Origin of the sequence: Phaeovulum sp. (genome assembly GCF_030684035.1) — a bacterium.
GTDB lineage: Bacteria > Pseudomonadota > Alphaproteobacteria > Rhodobacterales > Rhodobacteraceae > UBA6213.
In genome coordinates, this window is record NZ_JAUXPI010000062.1 from 72,453 (window position 1) to 89,498 (window position 17,046).

Annotated in this window: 24 protein-coding genes, 4 tRNA genes and 1 other RNA gene; 12 read left to right on the plus strand and 17 right to left on the minus strand. The window is 64.3% G+C overall.

What is annotated here, in order from left to right; genetic code table 11:
- The gene (locus Q8J98_RS14290) at positions 1 to 249 is read right to left on the minus strand and encodes a DUF167 domain-containing protein (RefSeq protein WP_305185771.1); all 249 of its coding nucleotides are present in this window, start codon (positions 247 to 249) and stop codon (positions 1 to 3) included.
- A gap of 66 nt (positions 250 to 315) precedes the next feature.
- On the opposite strand from Q8J98_RS14290, the gene Q8J98_RS14295 reads away from it, so the two are divergent.
- On the plus strand, positions 316 to 1,413 hold the full coding sequence (locus Q8J98_RS14295; RefSeq protein ID WP_305294962.1) for a class II histone deacetylase: 1,098 nt from the start codon (positions 316 to 318) through the stop codon (positions 1,411 to 1,413).
- A 98-nt stretch (positions 1,414 to 1,511) separates the two neighbouring features.
- Here Q8J98_RS14295 and Q8J98_RS14300 read toward each other — a convergent pair whose 3' ends face one another.
- The 6 genes from Q8J98_RS14300 to Q8J98_RS14325 all read right to left on the minus strand — a co-directional run bounded on the left by Q8J98_RS14300 (position 1,512) and on the right by Q8J98_RS14325 (position 3,936).
- Positions 1,512 to 1,940 carry a tail fiber domain-containing protein gene (locus Q8J98_RS14300; RefSeq protein WP_305185178.1) on the minus strand — a complete coding sequence of 143 codons (429 nt, stop codon included), beginning with the start codon at positions 1,938 to 1,940 and terminating at the stop codon, positions 1,512 to 1,514.
- A 161-nt stretch (positions 1,941 to 2,101) separates the two neighbouring features.
- Positions 2,102 to 2,332 (minus strand): hypothetical protein, encoded by a 231-nt coding sequence (locus Q8J98_RS14305; RefSeq protein ID WP_305294963.1) that lies wholly within the window; start codon positions 2,330 to 2,332, stop codon positions 2,102 to 2,104.
- 164 nt (positions 2,333 to 2,496) lie between these two features.
- Positions 2,497 to 2,712, minus strand: coding sequence for a hypothetical protein (locus tag Q8J98_RS14310; RefSeq protein WP_305294964.1), 216 nt, complete (start codon positions 2,710 to 2,712; stop codon positions 2,497 to 2,499).
- A gap of 163 nt (positions 2,713 to 2,875) precedes the next feature.
- Positions 2,876 to 3,079 carry a hypothetical protein gene (locus tag Q8J98_RS14315; protein WP_305294965.1) on the minus strand — a complete coding sequence of 68 codons (204 nt, stop codon included), beginning with the start codon at positions 3,077 to 3,079 and terminating at the stop codon, positions 2,876 to 2,878.
- Positions 3,080 to 3,296: 217 nt separating this feature from the next.
- On the minus strand, positions 3,297 to 3,497 hold the full coding sequence (locus Q8J98_RS14320) for a hypothetical protein (RefSeq protein ID WP_305294966.1): 201 nt from the start codon (positions 3,495 to 3,497) through the stop codon (positions 3,297 to 3,299).
- A gap of 241 nt (positions 3,498 to 3,738) precedes the next feature.
- Positions 3,739 to 3,936, minus strand: a complete 198-nt coding sequence (locus tag Q8J98_RS14325) for a hypothetical protein (protein ID WP_305294967.1) — start codon at positions 3,934 to 3,936, stop codon at positions 3,739 to 3,741.
- A 201-nt stretch (positions 3,937 to 4,137) separates the two neighbouring features.
- Here Q8J98_RS14325 and Q8J98_RS14330 point away from each other — a divergent pair, with 201 nt between their 5' ends.
- The 3 genes from Q8J98_RS14330 to Q8J98_RS14340 all read left to right on the plus strand — a co-directional run bounded on the left by Q8J98_RS14330 (position 4,138) and on the right by Q8J98_RS14340 (position 4,857).
- Complete coding sequence (locus Q8J98_RS14330) at positions 4,138 to 4,662, plus strand: HU family DNA-binding protein (protein WP_305185171.1); 525 nt, start codon at positions 4,138 to 4,140, stop codon at positions 4,660 to 4,662.
- A 19-nt stretch (positions 4,663 to 4,681) separates the two neighbouring features.
- A tRNA-Val gene (locus tag Q8J98_RS14335) sits at positions 4,682 to 4,756 on the plus strand.
- A 26-nt stretch (positions 4,757 to 4,782) separates the two neighbouring features.
- Positions 4,783 to 4,857, plus strand: a tRNA-Val gene (locus Q8J98_RS14340).
- A gap of 15 nt (positions 4,858 to 4,872) precedes the next feature.
- Here the strand turns inward: Q8J98_RS14340 and Q8J98_RS14345 are convergent.
- Positions 4,873 to 5,679 carry a polysaccharide deacetylase family protein gene (locus Q8J98_RS14345; RefSeq protein WP_305294968.1) on the minus strand — a complete coding sequence of 269 codons (807 nt, stop codon included), beginning with the start codon at positions 5,677 to 5,679 and terminating at the stop codon, positions 4,873 to 4,875.
- A 210-nt stretch (positions 5,680 to 5,889) separates the two neighbouring features.
- Here Q8J98_RS14345 and Q8J98_RS14350 point away from each other — a divergent pair.
- From Q8J98_RS14350 to Q8J98_RS14365, 4 genes are all read left to right on the plus strand, one after another.
- Positions 5,890 to 5,966, plus strand: a tRNA-Asp gene (locus Q8J98_RS14350).
- A 26-nt stretch (positions 5,967 to 5,992) separates the two neighbouring features.
- A tRNA-Asp gene (locus Q8J98_RS14355) sits at positions 5,993 to 6,069 on the plus strand.
- Between the two features lie 18 nt (positions 6,070 to 6,087).
- Positions 6,088 to 6,309, plus strand: a complete 222-nt coding sequence (locus Q8J98_RS14360) for an RND transporter (RefSeq protein ID WP_305294969.1) — start codon at positions 6,088 to 6,090, stop codon at positions 6,307 to 6,309.
- Positions 6,310 to 6,358: 49 nt separating this feature from the next.
- The gene (locus Q8J98_RS14365; RefSeq protein ID WP_305185168.1) at positions 6,359 to 7,624 is read left to right on the plus strand and encodes a glutamate-5-semialdehyde dehydrogenase; all 1,266 of its coding nucleotides are present in this window, start codon (positions 6,359 to 6,361) and stop codon (positions 7,622 to 7,624) included.
- Between the two features lie 51 nt (positions 7,625 to 7,675).
- Here Q8J98_RS14365 and Q8J98_RS14370 read toward each other — a convergent pair whose 3' ends face one another.
- Positions 7,676 to 8,287 carry a histidine phosphotransferase family protein gene (locus tag Q8J98_RS14370; protein WP_305294970.1) on the minus strand — a complete coding sequence of 204 codons (612 nt, stop codon included), beginning with the start codon at positions 8,285 to 8,287 and terminating at the stop codon, positions 7,676 to 7,678.
- On the opposite strand from Q8J98_RS14370, the gene Q8J98_RS14375 reads away from it, so the two are divergent.
- The 3 genes from Q8J98_RS14375 to Q8J98_RS14385 all read left to right on the plus strand — a co-directional run bounded on the left by Q8J98_RS14375 (position 8,286) and on the right by Q8J98_RS14385 (position 10,212).
- Complete coding sequence (locus Q8J98_RS14375) at positions 8,286 to 8,489, plus strand: DUF3553 domain-containing protein (protein ID WP_305185166.1); 204 nt, start codon at positions 8,286 to 8,288, stop codon at positions 8,487 to 8,489. The genes Q8J98_RS14370 and Q8J98_RS14375 overlap by 2 nt on opposite strands.
- 122 nt (positions 8,490 to 8,611) lie before the next feature.
- Entirely contained in the window at positions 8,612 to 9,397 is a 786-nt protein-coding gene (locus Q8J98_RS14380; protein WP_305294980.1) for a GNAT family N-acetyltransferase, read from the plus strand.
- Entirely contained in the window at positions 9,394 to 10,212 is an 819-nt protein-coding gene (locus Q8J98_RS14385) for a lysophospholipid acyltransferase family protein (protein ID WP_370868107.1), read from the plus strand. Before Q8J98_RS14380 ends, Q8J98_RS14385 begins: the two co-directional genes overlap by 4 nt.
- Before the next feature lie 52 nt (positions 10,213 to 10,264).
- On the opposite strand, the gene Q8J98_RS14390 is transcribed toward Q8J98_RS14385, so the two are convergent.
- The 8 genes from Q8J98_RS14390 to ssrA all read right to left on the minus strand — a co-directional run bounded on the left by Q8J98_RS14390 (position 10,265) and on the right by ssrA (position 15,909).
- Positions 10,265 to 10,480: a ribbon-helix-helix domain-containing protein gene (locus Q8J98_RS14390; protein ID WP_305294971.1), complete on the minus strand. Its 216-nt coding sequence runs from the start codon at positions 10,478 to 10,480 to the stop codon at positions 10,265 to 10,267.
- Positions 10,477 to 10,719, minus strand: coding sequence for a DUF4169 family protein (locus Q8J98_RS14395; protein WP_370868108.1), 243 nt, complete (start codon positions 10,717 to 10,719; stop codon positions 10,477 to 10,479). Before Q8J98_RS14395 ends, Q8J98_RS14390 begins: the two co-directional genes overlap by 4 nt.
- On the minus strand, positions 10,655 to 12,049 hold the full coding sequence (gene fumC, locus Q8J98_RS14400; protein WP_305294973.1) for a class II fumarate hydratase: 1,395 nt from the start codon (positions 12,047 to 12,049) through the stop codon (positions 10,655 to 10,657). The genes Q8J98_RS14395 and fumC overlap by 65 nt, the downstream gene beginning before the upstream one ends.
- An 80-nt stretch (positions 12,050 to 12,129) precedes the next feature.
- Complete coding sequence (locus Q8J98_RS14405; protein ID WP_305294974.1) at positions 12,130 to 12,579, minus strand: SspB family protein; 450 nt, start codon at positions 12,577 to 12,579, stop codon at positions 12,130 to 12,132.
- 64 nt (positions 12,580 to 12,643) lie between these two features.
- Positions 12,644 to 13,897 (minus strand): chromate efflux transporter, encoded by a 1,254-nt coding sequence (chrA, locus tag Q8J98_RS14410; RefSeq protein ID WP_305294975.1) that lies wholly within the window; start codon positions 13,895 to 13,897, stop codon positions 12,644 to 12,646.
- Complete coding sequence (locus Q8J98_RS14415; RefSeq protein ID WP_305294976.1) at positions 13,894 to 14,709, minus strand: sulfurtransferase/chromate resistance protein; 816 nt, start codon at positions 14,707 to 14,709, stop codon at positions 13,894 to 13,896. Before Q8J98_RS14415 ends, chrA begins: the two co-directional genes overlap by 4 nt.
- 125 nt (positions 14,710 to 14,834) lie before the next feature.
- Positions 14,835 to 15,488, minus strand: a complete 654-nt coding sequence (locus Q8J98_RS14420) for a DUF1194 domain-containing protein (RefSeq protein WP_305294977.1) — start codon at positions 15,486 to 15,488, stop codon at positions 14,835 to 14,837.
- A 63-nt stretch (positions 15,489 to 15,551) separates the two neighbouring features.
- Positions 15,552 to 15,909, minus strand: a transfer-messenger RNA (tmRNA) gene (gene ssrA / locus Q8J98_RS14425).
- Positions 15,910 to 16,002: 93 nt separating this feature from the next.
- On the opposite strand from ssrA, the gene Q8J98_RS14430 reads away from it, so the two are divergent.
- Positions 16,003 to 17,019, plus strand: coding sequence for an LCCL domain-containing protein (locus Q8J98_RS14430; RefSeq protein ID WP_305294978.1), 1,017 nt, complete (start codon positions 16,003 to 16,005; stop codon positions 17,017 to 17,019).
- Positions 17,020 to 17,046: the final 27 nt, after the last annotated feature.

A 17,046-nucleotide genomic window follows, 5' to 3' on the forward strand; every position in this document is an offset into this window, starting at 1 on the left:
TCAGTCGAGCCGGAACAGCTTGTCGCGCGAGGTTTCACCGCGCAGCAGCGTCAACCGGGTTTTTGCCACGCCAAGCGCCTTGGCCAGCAGCTTGACCACCGCCGCCGTCGCCTTGCCATCCTCGGGCACCACGGTCACATAAACCCGGATCACCCCGGCCTCGGCGACCACCGCATTGCGCGACGCTTTCGGCGTCACCCGCACCGCAAACTCGGTCCCTGGTTGCGCAAGATGGGCTAGCTCGGCCATCGCATCTCCTCTGGCGGCCTCTTTAGCGCGCCGCTAGTCTTGCCGCCAGAGCCAAGGGAGCGCCCAATGACCACCGCGTTTTTCCATGATGAGCGCTGCCTCTGGCATGGCGGCGGCAATTATGCCTTTTTGCTGCCGGTGGGCGGGCTGGTGCAGCCGGGCGGCGGCTTGCCCGAAAGCCCGGAAACCAAGCGGCGGCTGGTGAACCTCTTGCGCGTCACCGGCCTGCTGGCGGAGCTTGCCGAACAGAGCGCGCCCGAGGCAAGCCGCGCCGATCTCTTGCGGGTTCACCCGGCAAGCTATCTCGACAGTTTCAAGGCGGCCTCCGATGCGGGCGGCGGCGAGATGGGGCCACGCGCGCCCTTTGGCGCGGGCGGCTATGAAATTGCAGCACTTTCGGCCGGTCTGGCGAAGGCGGCGCTGATTGCGGTGCTTGAGGGGCGCGCGGCCAACGCCTATGCCCTCTCGCGCCCGCCCGGTCACCACTGCCTGCCTGCCCAGCCGATGGGGTTTTGCCTGCTCAACAACATAGCCGTGGCCATCCGCGCAGCGCAGGCCGCAGGCCTCGCGCGGCGCATCGCGGTGGTTGACTGGGATGTGCACCACGGCAACGGCACCGAAGCGGTCTTTTACGATGACCCGCAGGTGCTGACCATCTCGCTGCATCAGGAGCGCAACTTTCCGCTCGATACCGGCGGTGCCGAGGCGCGGGGTGCCGGTGCCGGGCTTGGGGCCAACCTCAACATTCCGCTGCCGCCCGGCTCTGGCCACGCAAGCTATCTTGAAGCGATCGAGCGGCTGGTGCTGCCCGCGCTGGAGGCTTTCCACCCCGAGGCGATCATCATCGCCTGCGGCTATGATGCCTCGGCGGTGGATCCGCTGGGCCGAATGCTCGCCACTTCCGAAACCTTCAGGCTGATGACCCGGGCGCTCTTGGACGCGGCAGACCGGCTATGCGCGGGGCGGCTCGTGGCGGTGCACGAGGGCGGCTATGCCGAGGTGCATGTGCCGTTTTGTGGCCATGCGGTGCTTGAGGAAATGTCGGGAACTGCTGTTCGCGCCGCCGACCCCCTTGCCGCCACCCTTGCCGCGCGGCAACCGGGGCCGGACTGGGTGTCGCATGTCAGCGCCCACATCGGGCGGCTGGCAGCGGCGCTCCGCTAGAGCCTGTCCGACAAAAGTGGGCACCGGTTTTGTCGCAAGACAGGCGCAAATCAAGAAGCGAGAGTCTGTCTGGCGCGTCTATCTGCGCCAGACAGACTCTAGTGGACGATCTTCATTTCAAGCCCGAGCATTCCGTAGTTGACCGCCAGTATCCCGCCGGGCCGCGTTACCACCGCTTCGGGGAAATGCTGCAACACGTCCTGCGCCATCACGCCTTCATAGACCGTCGGCAGGCCGCGATAGCGAAAATGGTAAAGCGGCAGCCCGTTTGCCGCAGTGCCAACGCGGGTGATGTCGGTCTTCAGGCGAATGTCGCTGTCTTGCGGCTGCGCATCATCATTCCTGTGGTGCGAAACAGCGAGGCCGATCAGCACCAGAATCGCGATCGGAATCCAGATGCCCGAGCTTGACGAGCTTTTCTGAACGACCACCGGGGCGGGTTCGACCACCGGGGCAACATAGCCGCCCGCGAGTGCGGTGGTGGCGGTAAGGGCTGCGAGTGTGGTGGCAAGAAGCAGGTTGCGCATCGTGTTACCTCGTGAACGGGCCAGATGGTGCAGCGTCGCGCGACCGCTCGCTTGGGTCAAGCAGGAATTCGCACGGTGGTAATGTCGAAAGCAAACGGTCGCACCCGGAGAGGGCGCGCCCGAAAGTCATTCTGCAAACGGCACCGAATTTGGTGTTCGGATTACACGGGCGGTCCATCGTACGTGTTATTCGGCTCACCATCATGCCCGTGGTGCGAAACGGCGAGGCCGATCAGCACCAGAATCGCGATCGGAATCCAGATGCTCGAGCTTGACGAGCTTTTGGCCACGACGATCGGGGCGGCTTCGACGACGGGGGCAACATAGCCGCCCGCCAGCGCCGAGGTAGAGGTCAGCGCGGCGACGGTAGCCGCAAGAAACAGGTTACGCATGGGTTTCCTCACAATTGACGAATGCTGGAGTTTCCCGCATGGGCAATCGCCAGGTCAAGTGGACAGGGCAGGAGCAGCGCCTGTTGCAACAAAAAAGGCACACCCCGAAGGGGTGCGCCCTATTTTGGACTGGTTCTGTAGCTCAAAATGCCAATCGGCTCAGATCAGGGGCCAGTCTGCAAGGGCTCATCATCATGCCCGTGGTGCGAAACGGCGAGACCGATCAGCACGAGGATCGCGATCGGGATCCAGATGCTCGAGCTCGACGAGCTTTTCTGAACGACCACCGGGGCGGGTTCGACCACCGGGGCAACGTAGCCGCCGGCGAGCGCCGAGGTGGCGAAGGCCGAAAGGGCGGTGGCGATAAGCAGTTTGCGCATGGGTTTCTCCGTCATGGCTGATGCATGAGTGGAGGTATTCACAACGGCTCCGCCCGGTCAAGCTGTGCTGCCAGTGTCAGGGCATTTGTCAGGCGTTTTTGGCAAAAAGGGCGCGCTTTGCAGCACGCCCCGTTTTCAGTTGGACGCTCAAGCGAACCTTGGCTCAGCCCCGATTCTCGTCGTGGCCGTGGTGCGAAACGGCGAGACCGATCAGCACGAGGATCGCTATCGGGATCCAGATGCCCGAGCTCGACGAGCTTTTGGCGACAACGACCGGGGCCGCTTCGACGACCGGGGCAACGTAGCCGCCGGCGAGCGCCGAGGTGGCGAAGGCCGAAAGGGCGGTGGCGATAAGCAGTTTGCGCATGGGTTTTCTCCGATTACCAAGCAAGAACACGGGGGTATTCTCGCACCGCGCTGGGTTAACCGTCAATCATGCTCGCCTCTGCCAATTCGAGCCGTGCCGAGTGTTGCGACAATGCCATGAATCTGGCGCAGCGATTGCCCGGGGCCATTCAGCCAGCAAGAAAAACGGCGCGCCCCAAGGGCGCGCCGCATTCATACCCGCCCGAAAGCTGGTAGGATCAATACTCGCCTTTGTCGCCGTGGTGCGAAACGGCGAGGCCGATCAGCACGAGGATCGCGATCGGGATCCAGATGCTCGAGCTCGACGAGCTCTTCTGAACGACCACCGGGGCGGGTTCGACCACCGGGGCGACATAGCCACCGGCGGCGGCGGTGGTGGCGGTGCCCGCCAGAATGAGAGCAGAAAGCAGTTTGCGCATGGGATTCTCCTGAGGTTGATTTGCGACTTGCCGGAAGCGTTACCATGCCCTTGCTATAGGTCAACGCCAAAGTATTGATCGGCAAAAATGGCAGCCAATTGTGGCGGGTTTCACACGCCTGGGCCAAAACGGGCAGGATCGCGCCCAGAACAACCCGAAGCAACCGCCCTTGCCCAGGTCGGCTCGACAAGGCCGAGCCAGGAACTGGCGAGCGCGGGCAGTCACCCGCGCCGTGAAATTGTTATTTGTTGCCGCGTGAAGACGTGGCGTAGACCAGGCCGACAAGCACCAGCACAATCACCGGGAACACCGACGGGTTGGAGGTCGGCGAGGCCACAACAACCGGCTTCGCCTCGACAACCGGGGCGACATAGCCGCCAGCCAGGGCGGCGGAGGCGGTGGTGGCAAGCACGCAGGCGGCGAGCATCAGGTTGCGCATGAATTAGCTCCCAGGCGGAATGAAGAATGACCGTGGGACCCTGCACCGCGCGCTGAAGTGCGTCAATAGTCACAGAGTCGCAACCAGCAGGGATCATGGCATTTTCGCCACGCTTGCCGCGCCGATGCGCAGCAGTTTGCGGTGGATTGTTAAAGGTATCGGGCCTAGTTTGTTGCCAGAACAGAAACAACGGATAGCAATATGAGCAAAGCACCGAAACCGGCCAGCCCCGGCGCAACCCCCGCCGCGAAACCGGCCAAACCAAAATCTGCGGCAAAGCCCCGAGTTCGCGCAGCTGCTGGCAAACCCGCTGTCACCGCCAAGGCCACCACCGCGCCGCGGGTTTCAGCCGTCGCAGCGGTTTCCGCGGCACCGAAAGCAGTGATTGCCGCCGTGCCCAAGCCCGCGCCGAAACCCGGTCGCGACAAGCGCGACGATGCGCCCACGCTTCGCCGAAAGGATTTCCTGGCGAGGGTTTTGCTGGCCTCGGGGGTGAAAAAGAAAGATGCGCAGTCGGTGGTCGATGCCACGCTGAAAACGCTCGGCGAGGCGCTTTCCAAGGGCGAATCGCTGGCGCTTCCGCCTTTTGGCCGGGCCCGCGTCAGCCGCCAGGTGGATCAGAGCGACGGCGAACTGCTGGTGATCAAGCTGCATCGGGGCGGATCGCCCAAGCCCGGAAAGGGCAAGAAATCGGCAGACGAATCCCTTGCGGATACCGACGACTGAGGCTATTACGCCGCCCACCGGGTGATTAGCTCAGCGGTAGAGCGCTTCGTTCACATCGAAGATGTCAGGGGTTCAAATCCCTTATCACCCACCAGATTTCCTGCGCGCCTGGGGCGGCACGGGTGATTAGCTCAGTGGTAGAGCGCCTCGTTTACACCGAGGATGTCGGGAGTTCGACCCTCTCATCACCCACCAGGCAGCCGCGCAGGGTCAGTCGTCCTGGTCGGGCCACTCGGGTTCATCAAGCGCGGCCATCTGCACCTTGCCCCATTTGCCCCAACCCAGCAGCGATGACATGCTGGCAAAACTGAAGCCGCGTTCGCGCAACCCGTCAATGGTGGCGGGCATGGCGTCGACGGTGGGGCCATGAATGTCATGCGCCAGCACGATCGCACCACTGCGTGCCTTGGTGATGATCCGGCTGGCCACAACGTCGGGCCCGGGTCGCCTGTAGTCGCTGGGGTCCACCGACCACATCACCGTGGGCAACAGGCGCGTATCATGCAGCATCCGGCTTTGGTAGCGGGTGATCGCGCCGTAGGGCGGGCGCATGGTAACCGGAAGCAGCCCGACAGTGCGCCAGATCACCTCGTTGGTTCGGTCAATTTCGCGCAACACATCATAGTCCCCAAGGCCCCATAACTCCGGATGCGACCAGGTGTGATTGCCGATCTCGTGGCCTTCGGCGGCAATGCGACGGGCCACATCGGGGAATGCGCGAACACTTCTGCCGATCAGATAAAACGTGGCGATGACCCCGCGTTCCTTGAGAATATCGAGCAGGCGCGGCGTGTGCACCGGGTGCGGGCCGTCATCAAAGGTAAGCGCCACCAGCGGTTGTTCAATACTGACGCTGTTGACCGCGATGATGTCATGCTGGCGCGTCAGCACGGGTACCGGCGGCGGCACTACGCTTGAGTCTGCGGCCCGCGCGGTCTGCGGCGAAAGGCCGAAACCCGTCGACACTGCCCAGAGCATGGCCCCCGACATGAGACTCCGCCGCGAATGCAGCACCATTTCGGCCCCTTTCGATGAGCGCGCCCAGACGCTAAACCTTCGGCGGATACCCGCCAAGTGTCTGCACGCCCTGTTGCCAGGATGCCGCCGACACTGTGGCCCGGAGGCAGCATTTCCGGCGCAGATTTCGCGCCGCATTCCGCTTGACGCCGCAAATCACCGCAAGTAAGACCGCTGCACGCCGGAACGAGGGTTTCTGCGGGCATATGCGCGGTTGTAGCTCAGTTGGTTAGAGTACCGGCCTGTCACGCCGGGGGTCGCGGGTTCGAGCCCCGTCAACCGCGCCATTTCCCCGTCTCCTCGCGGCCATCGCGCGGTTGTAGCTCAGTTGGTTAGAGTACCGGCCTGTCACGCCGGGGGTCGCGGGTTCGAGCCCCGTCAACCGCGCCAGATCACTCCGGAGATTTCGTGCTTCGTCGCCTCTACGCCAGGATTTCGGTTCTCGAAGCGCTGATCGTGGCGCTGACGCTTGGTCTCGCACCCTTCGTGCCAATGCCGCATGTCTGGGAAAAACTCCAGATGCTGGCCGCTGGAACGCTTTCCCAGCCGCTGGACATGTTCGATTTGCTGATGCACGGCGCGCCCTGGCTTCTACTTGCCGTGAAGCTATGGGAAAAGCGCGGCACCTGAGGCTTTCGCACAGATGCCGCCCGCGCTATAGCGGGGCCGAGGTGCCAAGATGACCGATACGACCGACATTCCCGACCTGATCGCCCGGATGGGGGCAGATGCCCGCGCGGCTGCGGCCGAACTGGCCTTTGCCAGCGACGAACGCAAGCACGCGGCGCTGATCGGTGCCGCCGATGCGATCAGCTCTCGGCGCGACGCGATCTTCGAGGCCAACTGCGAAGATCAGGTCTATGCCGAGGCCAAGGGCCTCTCGCCCGCGATGATGGACCGACTGCGGCTTGATGAGCGGCGTATCCTTGCCATGGCCGAGGGGCTGCGCAGCGTCGCCGCGCAAACCGATCCGGTAGGGCAGGTCATGGCCGAATGGGACATGCCTTCGGGCCTGCATATCCAGCGCGTGCGCACCCCGCTTGGGGTGATTGGCGTGATCTACGAATCGCGCCCCAATGTCACCGCCGATGCCGGGGCGCTTTGCCTCAAGGCGGGCAACGCCGTGATCCTGCGCGCCGGGTCAGAGGCGTTTCATTCCGCGCGGACGATCCATGCCTGCCTGCTTGAGGGGTTGCGGCAGGCGGGTTTGCCTGAAGCGGCGATCCAGCTGGTGCCGACACGCGACCGCGCGGCGGTGGCCGAATTGCTGCGCGCAACCAGGTATATCGACGTCATCGTGCCACGCGGGGGCAAAGGCCTTGTGGGGCTGGTGCAGGCAGAGGCGCGGGTGCCGGTCTTTGCCCATCTCGAAGGCATCTGCCACGTCTATGTCGACCGTGACGCCGAGCTTGAAATGGCCCGCCGCGTGGTGCTGAACGCCAAGACCCGCCGCACCGGCATTTGCGGTGCCGCCGAATGCCTGCTGATCGATTGGCAGTTCTACACGAAGCACGGCGGGGTGCTGATCGACGATCTGCTGAAAGCGGGGGTCGAAGTGCGCACGACAGGCGAATTGCTGAAAATTCCCGGCACCGTGCAGGCGGCCCCGGATGATTTCGGCCGCGAATTCCTCGACATGATCATTGCCGCGAAACTTGTCGACGGGGTTGATGAAGCGATAGCCCACATCCGCCGCTATGGATCGAGCCACACCGAATCGATCGTGACCGGAAACGATGCCACCGCCGAGCGCTTTTTCACCCGACTCGATTCCGCGATCCTGATGCGCAACGCCTCGACCCAATTTGCCGATGGCGGCGAGTTTGGCATGGGGGCCGAGATTGGCATCGCCACCGGCAAGCTGCACGCGCGCGGGCCGGTGGGTGCCGAGCAGTTGACCAGTTTCAAATATCTGGTCACCGGAAATGGCACGATCCGCCGCTGATTTCTTCTTTGCCTTTAATACCCCGGGGGTGCGGGGGCTGGCCCCCGCGGCTCAGAAGCCGATCGCTGCGCCGGTCTCCAATATCTCCCAGCGCGCCTTGCGCCCCGTTCGCGCCAATTCGATCGCCAGCAGCGCAAACTGGACCTGCGCGGGTGCAAGCGCGCCGCCGCCCGTCCCTTCCAGATGCGCCCAGAGCTCCGGGTCGGGCTTGCTGCGCCGCGCGCTGGCCTGCATCGTCCAGCCGCCGCCGGCCGAGGTGATCGCGATCGTGCCACCCCAGGGCAGCGCCGTCTCGAGGCAGAGCAGCGCAAGAAACACCAGCTTGACTTCGCGCCGCGCCTGATCGCCCTCTGCCTGCCAGTCGCAACTCAGCCTTCCGCTGCGGGCCAGATCCGCCAGGAGCGCCACGATCTCGGGTCGCCCAAGCCGCTGCTCCGCGCCCGCCTGGCCAAAAGCGACGCGGAAAAACTTCAGCTTTGCATTGGCGGCGGCCGCGCTTTCCCCGATCAGTTGCAATTCCGGGCTGGCGCAAGCGCCGCTCGACATCATGAGAAGCTCTACCCCGTTGCCGATTGCCCCAAGCGGGCTGATAAGGTCGTGGCAGAGCCGCGATCCGACAAGCGCGGCAAGATCGACGGGCAGGGGAGCGGAATCGTCAGCCATGAGCGGCCTTTCAAAGCAAGGTTTGAGCGCCATTCTGCACCCCGGCATGCTGGTGCGCCACCCCGACCGCCCCGACTGGGGACTGGGTCAGGTGCAGTCGGCGATCAACGGCAAGGTTACGGTCAATTTCGAACACGCGGGCAAACAGGTGCTGGATGCAAAGGTAGTGACGCTTCAACTCGTCTTCGGGCCTCAAGGTTAACAAATTGTTACGCTCGTGCGCGAGCTTCGCCCCCGGGCAGCGACATTTCCAGTTGCGGCACCTCCCTTGCAATACACCGCCCCCGACCCTAGAAGCAGGTTACCCCGATGGCACACGGCGACATGTCCCCCGAAACCACCCATCTCCAGCTTCGTCTTGCGCGCGATCCGGTCGATCTCGCGGCGGCGCAGCGGCTGCGTTACATGGTGTTTGTGGAAGAGCTGGGCGCGACCGCGTCCGATGCCGACCGCGCTGACCGGCTGGAGCGCGACAGCTTTGATGCGGTCTGCGACCATCTGGTGCTGGTCGATGACCGCCGCGATGCCGCGGCACTTGACCATGTGGTGGGTGCCTATCGGCTGTTGCCGGGCGACCGCGCCGAGGCTTTCGGGCGTTTCTATTGCGACGCCGAATACGATCTTGCGCCGCTGCGGGAAAGCGGGCGGCGGCTGCTGGAGCTTGGGCGTTCCTGCGTGCATGCCGACTATCGCGGCAGTGCCGCAATGTACCTGCTCTGGAACGGGCTTTCGGAATATGTTCTCGATCAGGAAATCGAGGTGATGTTCGGTGTGGCGAGTTTCCACGGCACCGATGCGGCGGCGCTTGCCGAACCGCTCGCCTGGCTTCACCACCACCACCTTGCGCCAGCCGAATTGCGCGCCCACGCGCTTCCGGAGCATTTTCAGCGGATGGACCTCATGCCGCCCGAAGCGCTGGATCGCGCAACGGCGCTGGCGCAGATGCCCGCGCTCATCAAGGCCTATCTGCGGCTTGGCGGCTGCGTCGGCGAGGGTGCCTTTGTCGATACCGAGTTCAATACCATCGACGTGCTGTTGATGATGGACACCGCCGCAATGAGCAAACGCCACCACAGCTTCTATGCGCGCAGGCGCGAGGCGCGCGCGTGAATACATGGCGCGACGCTTCGCAGCCGCCGTTTCTGCGGCTGAGTCTGGCGGCGCGCCTGTTCGGGCTTTTGCGCGGCTTGCTGCTCGGCACCGTGGTTTTTGGCGGTCTTGCGGTGCTCTTGGTGGTGCGGCTTCTGGAGCGCCCGGTTTTCGGCCTCGCCCGCCCGCTGACGCCCTGGATCACCCAAGGCGTTTGCCGCGCGGCGCTGGTCATACTCGGGATCCGCTATCGCGTGTCCGGTCGCGCGCTGGTGCGGATCGGGGCAGTGGTCGCCAACCATTCCTCGTGGCTTGACATATTCGCGCTCAATGCCTGCCAGCGGGTGTATTTCGTCGCCAAATCCGAGGTGGCGGGCTGGGCGGGTATCGGCTGGCTGGCGCGCGCCACCGGCACGGTGTTCATCCGCCGCGATCCTCGCGAGGCTCGGGCGCAGAAGGCCTTGTTTGAAACCAGGCTCCGCGCCGGGCACCACCTTCTGTTCTTTCCAGAAGGAACCTCGACCGACGGTCGCCGGGTTCTGCCTTTCAAATCAACGCTTTTCAGTGCATTCTTCAGCGCCAGCCCAGGCCGTGAAATGTGGGTGCTGCCGATCAGCCTGATTTACCGCGCCCCGGAGGGCGCAGACCCGCGGTTTTATGGCTGGTGGGCCGACATGGAGCTTGCGCCACATCTCATGCAGGTATTGGCGCGCTGGCGGCAGGGCGAAATCGAGGTGGTGTTTCACGAAGCCGTGCGGGTGGAGGCATTTGAAAGCCGCAAGGCGCTGGCGGCGCATTGTGAGCGCGCGGTGCGCAGCGCGCTGCCCTTCGCCTGAGCCCGCTTTCGCGGGCCGCCTGCGGCGGGCGGATATTTGGACCAAAGCAGGATCAGGGTTTGCGCAATTCTGCGAGGATGTGCAGCCGGATTGCCGAGGCAAGCCCGGTGCTAGTGTCGCGTGCCGCATCAATTTCAGCGGCGAGCGCGTTGATACCTTTGCCGGATTTCGTAGCGATCTCACGAAAGGCAGCCCAGAATTCGGGTTCGAGCGAAACACTGGTTCGGTGCCCCGCGAGGGTGAGCGAGTGCTTTTCGGGGCGGCTCATGGGTCGCGCCGATGCCCATCGAGCGCGGCCTTGGCGCGGGCCGCCTCGGCCTTCGCAAGCCGCACCTCGGCCTTCGTCCGGCCAAATTTCACAGCGTTGCTCTCGCCCCGCGCGGCGTTCTTTGCGCGCGCAAAGCGCTTTTTCGCGGTCCGAAGGTTCACCACCTCGGCCATTTCAGTCCTCGGGGCCGACCATCTGTTCGGGGCGCACGATGCGGTCGAACGTGTCGCCATCGACATAGCCAAGTGCAATCGCCTCTTCGCGCAAAGTGGTGCCGTTCTTGTGGGCGGTCTTGGCGACCTTGGTGGCGGCGTCGTAGCCAATGGTCGGTGCCAGAGCCGTGACCAGCATCAGCGATTCCCTCATCAGCTTTTCGATCCGCACGGTGTTGGCCTTGGTGCCCACAACCATGTTGTCGGTGAAAGACCCCGCCGCATCGCCCAGAAGCTGCATCGACTGGAGCACATTGTAGGCCATCATCGGGTTATAGACGTTCAGCTCGAAATGGCCTTGCGATCCGGCGAAACCTACCGCCGCATCATTGCCCATGACATGCGCGCAGACCATGGTCAGCGCCTCGGCCTGCGTCGGGTTGACCTTGCCCGGCATGATCGACGATCCCGGCTCGTTTTCCGGCAGGATCAACTCGCCAAGCCCCGAGCGCGGGCCCGAACCCAAGAGCCGCAGGTCGTTGGCGATCTTGAACAGGCTTGCAGCGACGGTTTTCAACGCGCCCGAGAACATCACCATGGCGTCATGCGCTGCCAGCGCCTCGAACTTGTTGGGGGCGGTGACGAAGGGCAAGTCGGTGATTTCGGCGATCTTCGCGGCAATCGCCAGATCCCATCCCTTCTTGGTGTTGAGCCCGGTGCCGACCGCGGTTCCACCCTGCGCAAGCTCGTAGATCTCGGGCAGGATCTTTTTCACCCGCATGATCCCCTGCGCCACCTGATGCGCATAGCCCGAAAACTCCTGACCAAGCGTGAGCGGAGTCGCGTCCTGCGTGTGGGTTCTACCGATCTTGATGATGTCCTTGAACTCGACCGATTTTGCGGCGAGTGCGGCGTGCAGCTTTTCGAGGCCGGGCAGCAGCACGTCGCGCGCCATCATGCCGATTGCCACATGCATCGCGGTAGGGAAGGTGTCGTTCGACGATTGCCCCATGTTCACGTGGTCATTCGGGTGCACCGGCTTCTTGGAACCCCGCACCCCGTCCAGCATCTCGATGGCGCGGTTCGAGATCACCTCGTTGGCGTTCATGTTCGACTGCGTGCCCGAGCCGGTTTGCCAGACCACCAGCGGAAAGTTGTCATCAAACTTGCCGGCCATCACCTCGGAAGCCGCTGCCGAAATTGCCATGCCGAGTTTCGCATCGATCGCACCTGTGGCCATATTGACCTCGGCGCAGGCCTTCTTGATCACCCCGAGCGCGCGCACGATTGCTATGGGCTGCCGTTCCCACCCGATCGGAAAGTTCTGGATCGAGCGCTGCGTTTGCGCCCCCCAGTATTTGTCGGCGGGCACTTGGAGCGGGCCGAAGCTGTCGGTTTCGGTGCGGGTAGCAGACATATGCGCCTCCTGAATGCGGTCAGGGGTTCATACGGCGGCGGTGGGGCGTTGTAAATCAGTATGCGGCGGTATACCGGGCGCTACTTGCGCCATTTATCAAGCGAGACCACCTCGGCATTGCCGCGCGAGGCACCGGCCTCGTCTGCCTCGTCGTCTTCCTCTTCGCCGTCATCGCTCTCTTGCGTTTCGAAACGCAGGCCGAACTCTACCGAGGGGTCAACAAAGGTGCGCACCGCGTCGAAGGGAATGTAGAGCGGCTCCGGGTTGTCGCCGAAGTTGAGCGTGATCGCAAAGCCCTCAGGCTCCACCACCAGATTTTCAAACCAGTGCTGGATCACGATGGTCATTTCCGCCGGGTAGCGGGCGCGCAGCCAGTTTGCCAGCTTCGCATCCGGGTGGCGGGTATCGAATGTGATGAAAAAGTGGTGTTCGCCCGGCAGGCCCTGCGCCCCGACATCTTCCAGCACTTCCTGAATGAGCCCGCGCATCGCCCGGTGCATCAGGTTGCCGTAATCGATGCTGCGCGTCATGGGGGCCTCTGGGTCTGTCTCGGGTTTGCCGCAGCATAAGGGATTCGCTTGCGATTGGAAGGGCTCAGGCGGCGAGAACTGCACCCGCGATGGCCGACAGCGCAAGCACCAGTGTCATGGGCCAACGCAACCGCAACAACATCACCGCCGCCGCAACGCCAAGCGCCAGCGCGCGCAAATCGAGGCTCGCAAAGTCGGGCATCGGCAGCCGCAGCGGCCCGGCCACAAATGGCGCGGTCGGCCCGAACAACACGGCGAGCGCGAACCAGAGCGCGAGGTTGGCCACCACGCCCACCACCGCCGCCGTGATGCCCCGCAGTGCCGCCCCCAGCCGTGGGCGCGCGGCGATGCGGTCGATGGCGGGCGCGAAGGTGAAAATCCACACAAAACAGGGCACGAACGTAACCCAAAGCGTCAGCGCAGCCGCTGCCACACCAAGTGCCGCGCCCCCCGCCCCGTGGCCCGCCAGAAAGCCCACGAATTCGGTGACCAGTATCAGCGGTCCCGGGGTTGTCTCGGCCATCCCCAATGCGTCAATCATCTGCCCGGTGGTGACCCAGCCATACTGCTGCACCACGGTCTGGGTCATGTACCCCAGCACCGCATAAGCGCCGCCAAAGGTAACCACCGCGAGCTTCGAGAAATAGAGGCCAATTTCGACCAGCAGTGTTTGCCCGGCAAGCGCCAGCACCGCCAGCGGCGCGAACCAGATCGCCAGGCCCGTACCAAGGATGCCGAGCGTTTTGGCCCCGCCTTGGCGGCGGCGGCTGGTTTCGGGAACAGGGGTGTGGGCGTGACCACCCATCGCCGCCCCGATCAGCGCCGCAATCACGATGATCGCCGGGAAGGGCACCGCAAAGGCGAAAATTGCCACCAAAGCGGCAAGGGCCAGCGCGCGGTCGGTGCTTGCCCGTAACGCGCGCCGCGACATCCGCAGCAGGGCTTCGATCACGATCACCGCGACGCAGGCTTTAACGCCGAAAAACAACCCGGCAACCAGCGGCACGCTGCCAAAGGCCACATAGGCCGCCGCCAGCGCGAGGATGAGCGCGGCACCGGGAAGCACGAACAGCCCGCCCGCAATCAACCCACCGGTCCTGCCGCGCTGTTGCCAGCCCGCGTAGGTTGCCAGTTGCATTGCCTCGGGCCCCGGCAACAACATGCAAAACGACAGCGCGCGCAGAAATTCGGCTTCGCTCAACCAGCGCTTCTCATCGACCAGCACGCGGTGCATCACCGCGATCTGCGCCGCCGGGCCGCCAAAGGAGTTGACGCCGATCTTGCCGAAAGTCGCGAATAGCTCCGGCAGCGCCGTCATGCGGAACGCCCGGCCGGCCAATCGTGCCCCTCGTCAAAACCATCGCGCGCCCAACGGTAAAGCGCGTCGTAGAGCGCGATTCCGGCCTGCAGCTGCGCGGTGTCGTCGCGGTATTGGCGTGACAGCCCGACGGAGATGGCCAACAGCCCCGCCGCCGCGGGGTGCAGATCGTGCCGATCGGTATCGGCCCCGCGAATGACCAGCGCCAACCGGGCCAACGCGGGCGAAGACAGGGCAAACTCGGCCAGCATCGTGTCGAACGTGCAGGTCTCGCCGCGGTGGCTGAAATGCACGCCCTCGACGTCGAAGGGGGTGGCACCAAAACGCTTGGCCACGCCAACCACCTCGGCGGGCGCTACGAACAGGAATCGCGCGCCGGGGTCGATGAAGCGACGGATCAGCCAGGGGCAGGCGATGCGATCGATCTTTGGCCGGTGTCGGGTCACCCAGAGCGTCGCGCCGCCGATCGGCGCGGGGATTACTGCGGCAGGTACGCGCAGCGATCCGGGGGTATCGCGCCACGCAAACATCCCGCCCGACAGGTAGTGCGCCGAAATCCCTTCGGCGCGCAACCAGGCGACCAGCCCCTGACTGAGCTTGCGCCCTTGTTGGCAACTGGCGACGACAGGCTGCCCGCCCAGCCGGGCAACAAGTGCCTGTGGTTCTGAGTGCGGGTGGCGAAACGCGCCGGGGATCAGGAACGGGTCGGCCGCAAAATCGGCGTCGGTCGATACATCGACAATGGCCGGGCAATTGGGGGTTCCGATCAACCGGTCAAGCTGCGCAACGGTCATTTCGTCGGGGGCAGGCATGGCTGCATCCTTTCTGAGTACATTTCAGTGGATGCGACGCTTGGGCCTTGGCCTCACGGGGTGCTGTCGCCTACCCCATGCGCCAGCGATAGCAAGACCCGGTCCGCAGGTCAAGGCAGCCGCATTCAGCCCATCGGCTTTTCAAGCTCGCGCAGCAGTTTGGCGCGGATCGCGCGGGGGTAATCGCGCAGGCCGCGCGCGGTCATCACGAACCCGCCGCGGCTAATGACCCAACGCTGGTAAAAGGCGGTGATCGGAGCCGAGGCACCAAAATCCTCGATCGCGATGGCGTTGATCTCGATGCCCTGGGCGATGGCGTAGGCGCGGGCGGCGGTGACGGTGAACCCCGCGTTTTCGGGACCGTCGCCGGAGATGTCGATCACCCGGCGCTGGCAATCGGGCACCTCGGAAAATTGCGCGGTCGCAAAGGCCAGTGCGCCGCCCACCGCGGTATCAGAAGCGGCGAAGATGCGCGGCAGCGTTCTGGTTTCGGCGGCAAAACGCGCGATTTCGCCCGTGTCGAACATCCGTCGCCACGGCAGAACCATTGCCTGCTGGTCAACTCCAGACCATTGCATGACCGAAACCGCCACCTGACCCGCCAACAGCGCCTCGCGCACACGCGGATCGGCCAGCGCATCGGCAAGGCCCTGCACCTGTAGCGCATATTCAGCACTGTCGATCGAGCCGGAGATGTCGATCGCCAGCAGCAACGCCGTATCACAGCCGCGCGCCGGGGCGGCCAGAAACGTCAGGGCGATGGCGAGGGCGCGCAGCATGACCCCAAGCCTGCGCCGCAGGTCTGGTTCGGGCAAATGAAATTGCAGCGAGGGGAAGGGGAAGGTGCAGGCTTCTGTTGCCAGGTGCCTGCGGACCCCGCCTTACGCTGCTAGGCGCAAGGGCTTAGTTTCGGCGACCCGAACTGCTTACGCAGCCAGAGCCATTGCCGGAGCACGGTTGTCATTGGCAACTGTACTTTTGCACCGATAACGGTGGTAGCTCACCGAGACAAAGCATAACCCCTTTAGACGTTCGTCGATCCTGTTTCGGCCCCCTCCGCCCCCAATGAGGGAGTATCTGGTGGAGCCGCCGGGTACCGCCCCCGGGTCCGATCCGCGTATTACGAGCGCGTTTATGTCCATAGTCCGGGTTGCCCCGGACCTGCCCAATATAGGGGCGGGCGGGCGGCCACGCAAGCATGCTTGGCGGCGCGAATTTCTCTTTCCCAAAAGCCGGGTTGCGGCGTAGCATCGCGCCGGTCACGCGGAAGCGCATTGATGGAGGAGATTTGACATGTTCGCCCGCATCACTTTAACAACACACCGAATTCCGGCCATGCTCGCTGGGGCGCTGGTGCTGATCCTCGGGGTGTTCGCCTCGGCGCAAATGGCAGCGGCGCAGGCCCTGCCAGAATGCAATTACAGTTATCCGTCGGGGCAGACGGAGTATAGCTGCTTTTGCCCGCCGGGCCGCGGCGACGGTTCGATCTGGGGCACCGGGCTTTATACTTCCGACAGCGACCTGTGCACCGCCGCAAAACACGCGGGCATGATCGGCAAGGCTGGCGGCAATATTCGTGCTGTCGTACAGCCCGGGCAGGCAAACTACCCATCGACCGCACAGAACGGCATTACCTCGAGCGAGTGGGGATCGTATTCGGAAAGCATCGAATTCTATCTGCCGGGGCAGGCGGTCATCGCGCGGCTGCCGGGATGCGACTACTATTTCCCGTCGGACAAGGTCGAATACGCCTGCTCCTGCGCGCCGGGCGATTTCGACGGCGCGGTCTGGGGCAGCGGCACCTATACCTCCGACAGTGATCTTTGCACCGCGGCGCGCCATGCCGGGGTGATCGGGGCGGGCGGCGGCGATATCTTTGCCGTGGCGCGTCCGGGGCTGGAAAAATACCCGTCCACCACCCAGAATGGCATCACCTCGAGCGACTGGGGTTCCTATTCCTCGTCGATCGAGTTCGTGGTGAACCTGGCCGTCGAACCGGTTCCGGTGCCGCTTGCTTCAGGTCCGGTCTGCGGCAAGTTTCCGGTGGGTGCCACCACGCATGATTGTGTCTGTGCCGCCACCGGTGCGGCAGCGGTCGGGCCGGTCTGGGGTTCAAACCCCTATGTCACCGACAGCGACATCTGCGAGGCGGCGCGCCACGCGGGCGTGATTGGTGCCGCGGGTGGTGCGGTGCGGCTTTTCGGGCTGCCGGGGCTTGCCGCCTATGCGGGCAGCGCACGCAATGGCGTGACCAGCTACGACTGGGCGGCCTATGGGGCCTCTTTCAGCTTCGACGGCAATCTGCGCTGAGCGCGCAGGCGGGGAGGGGCCTCTGCC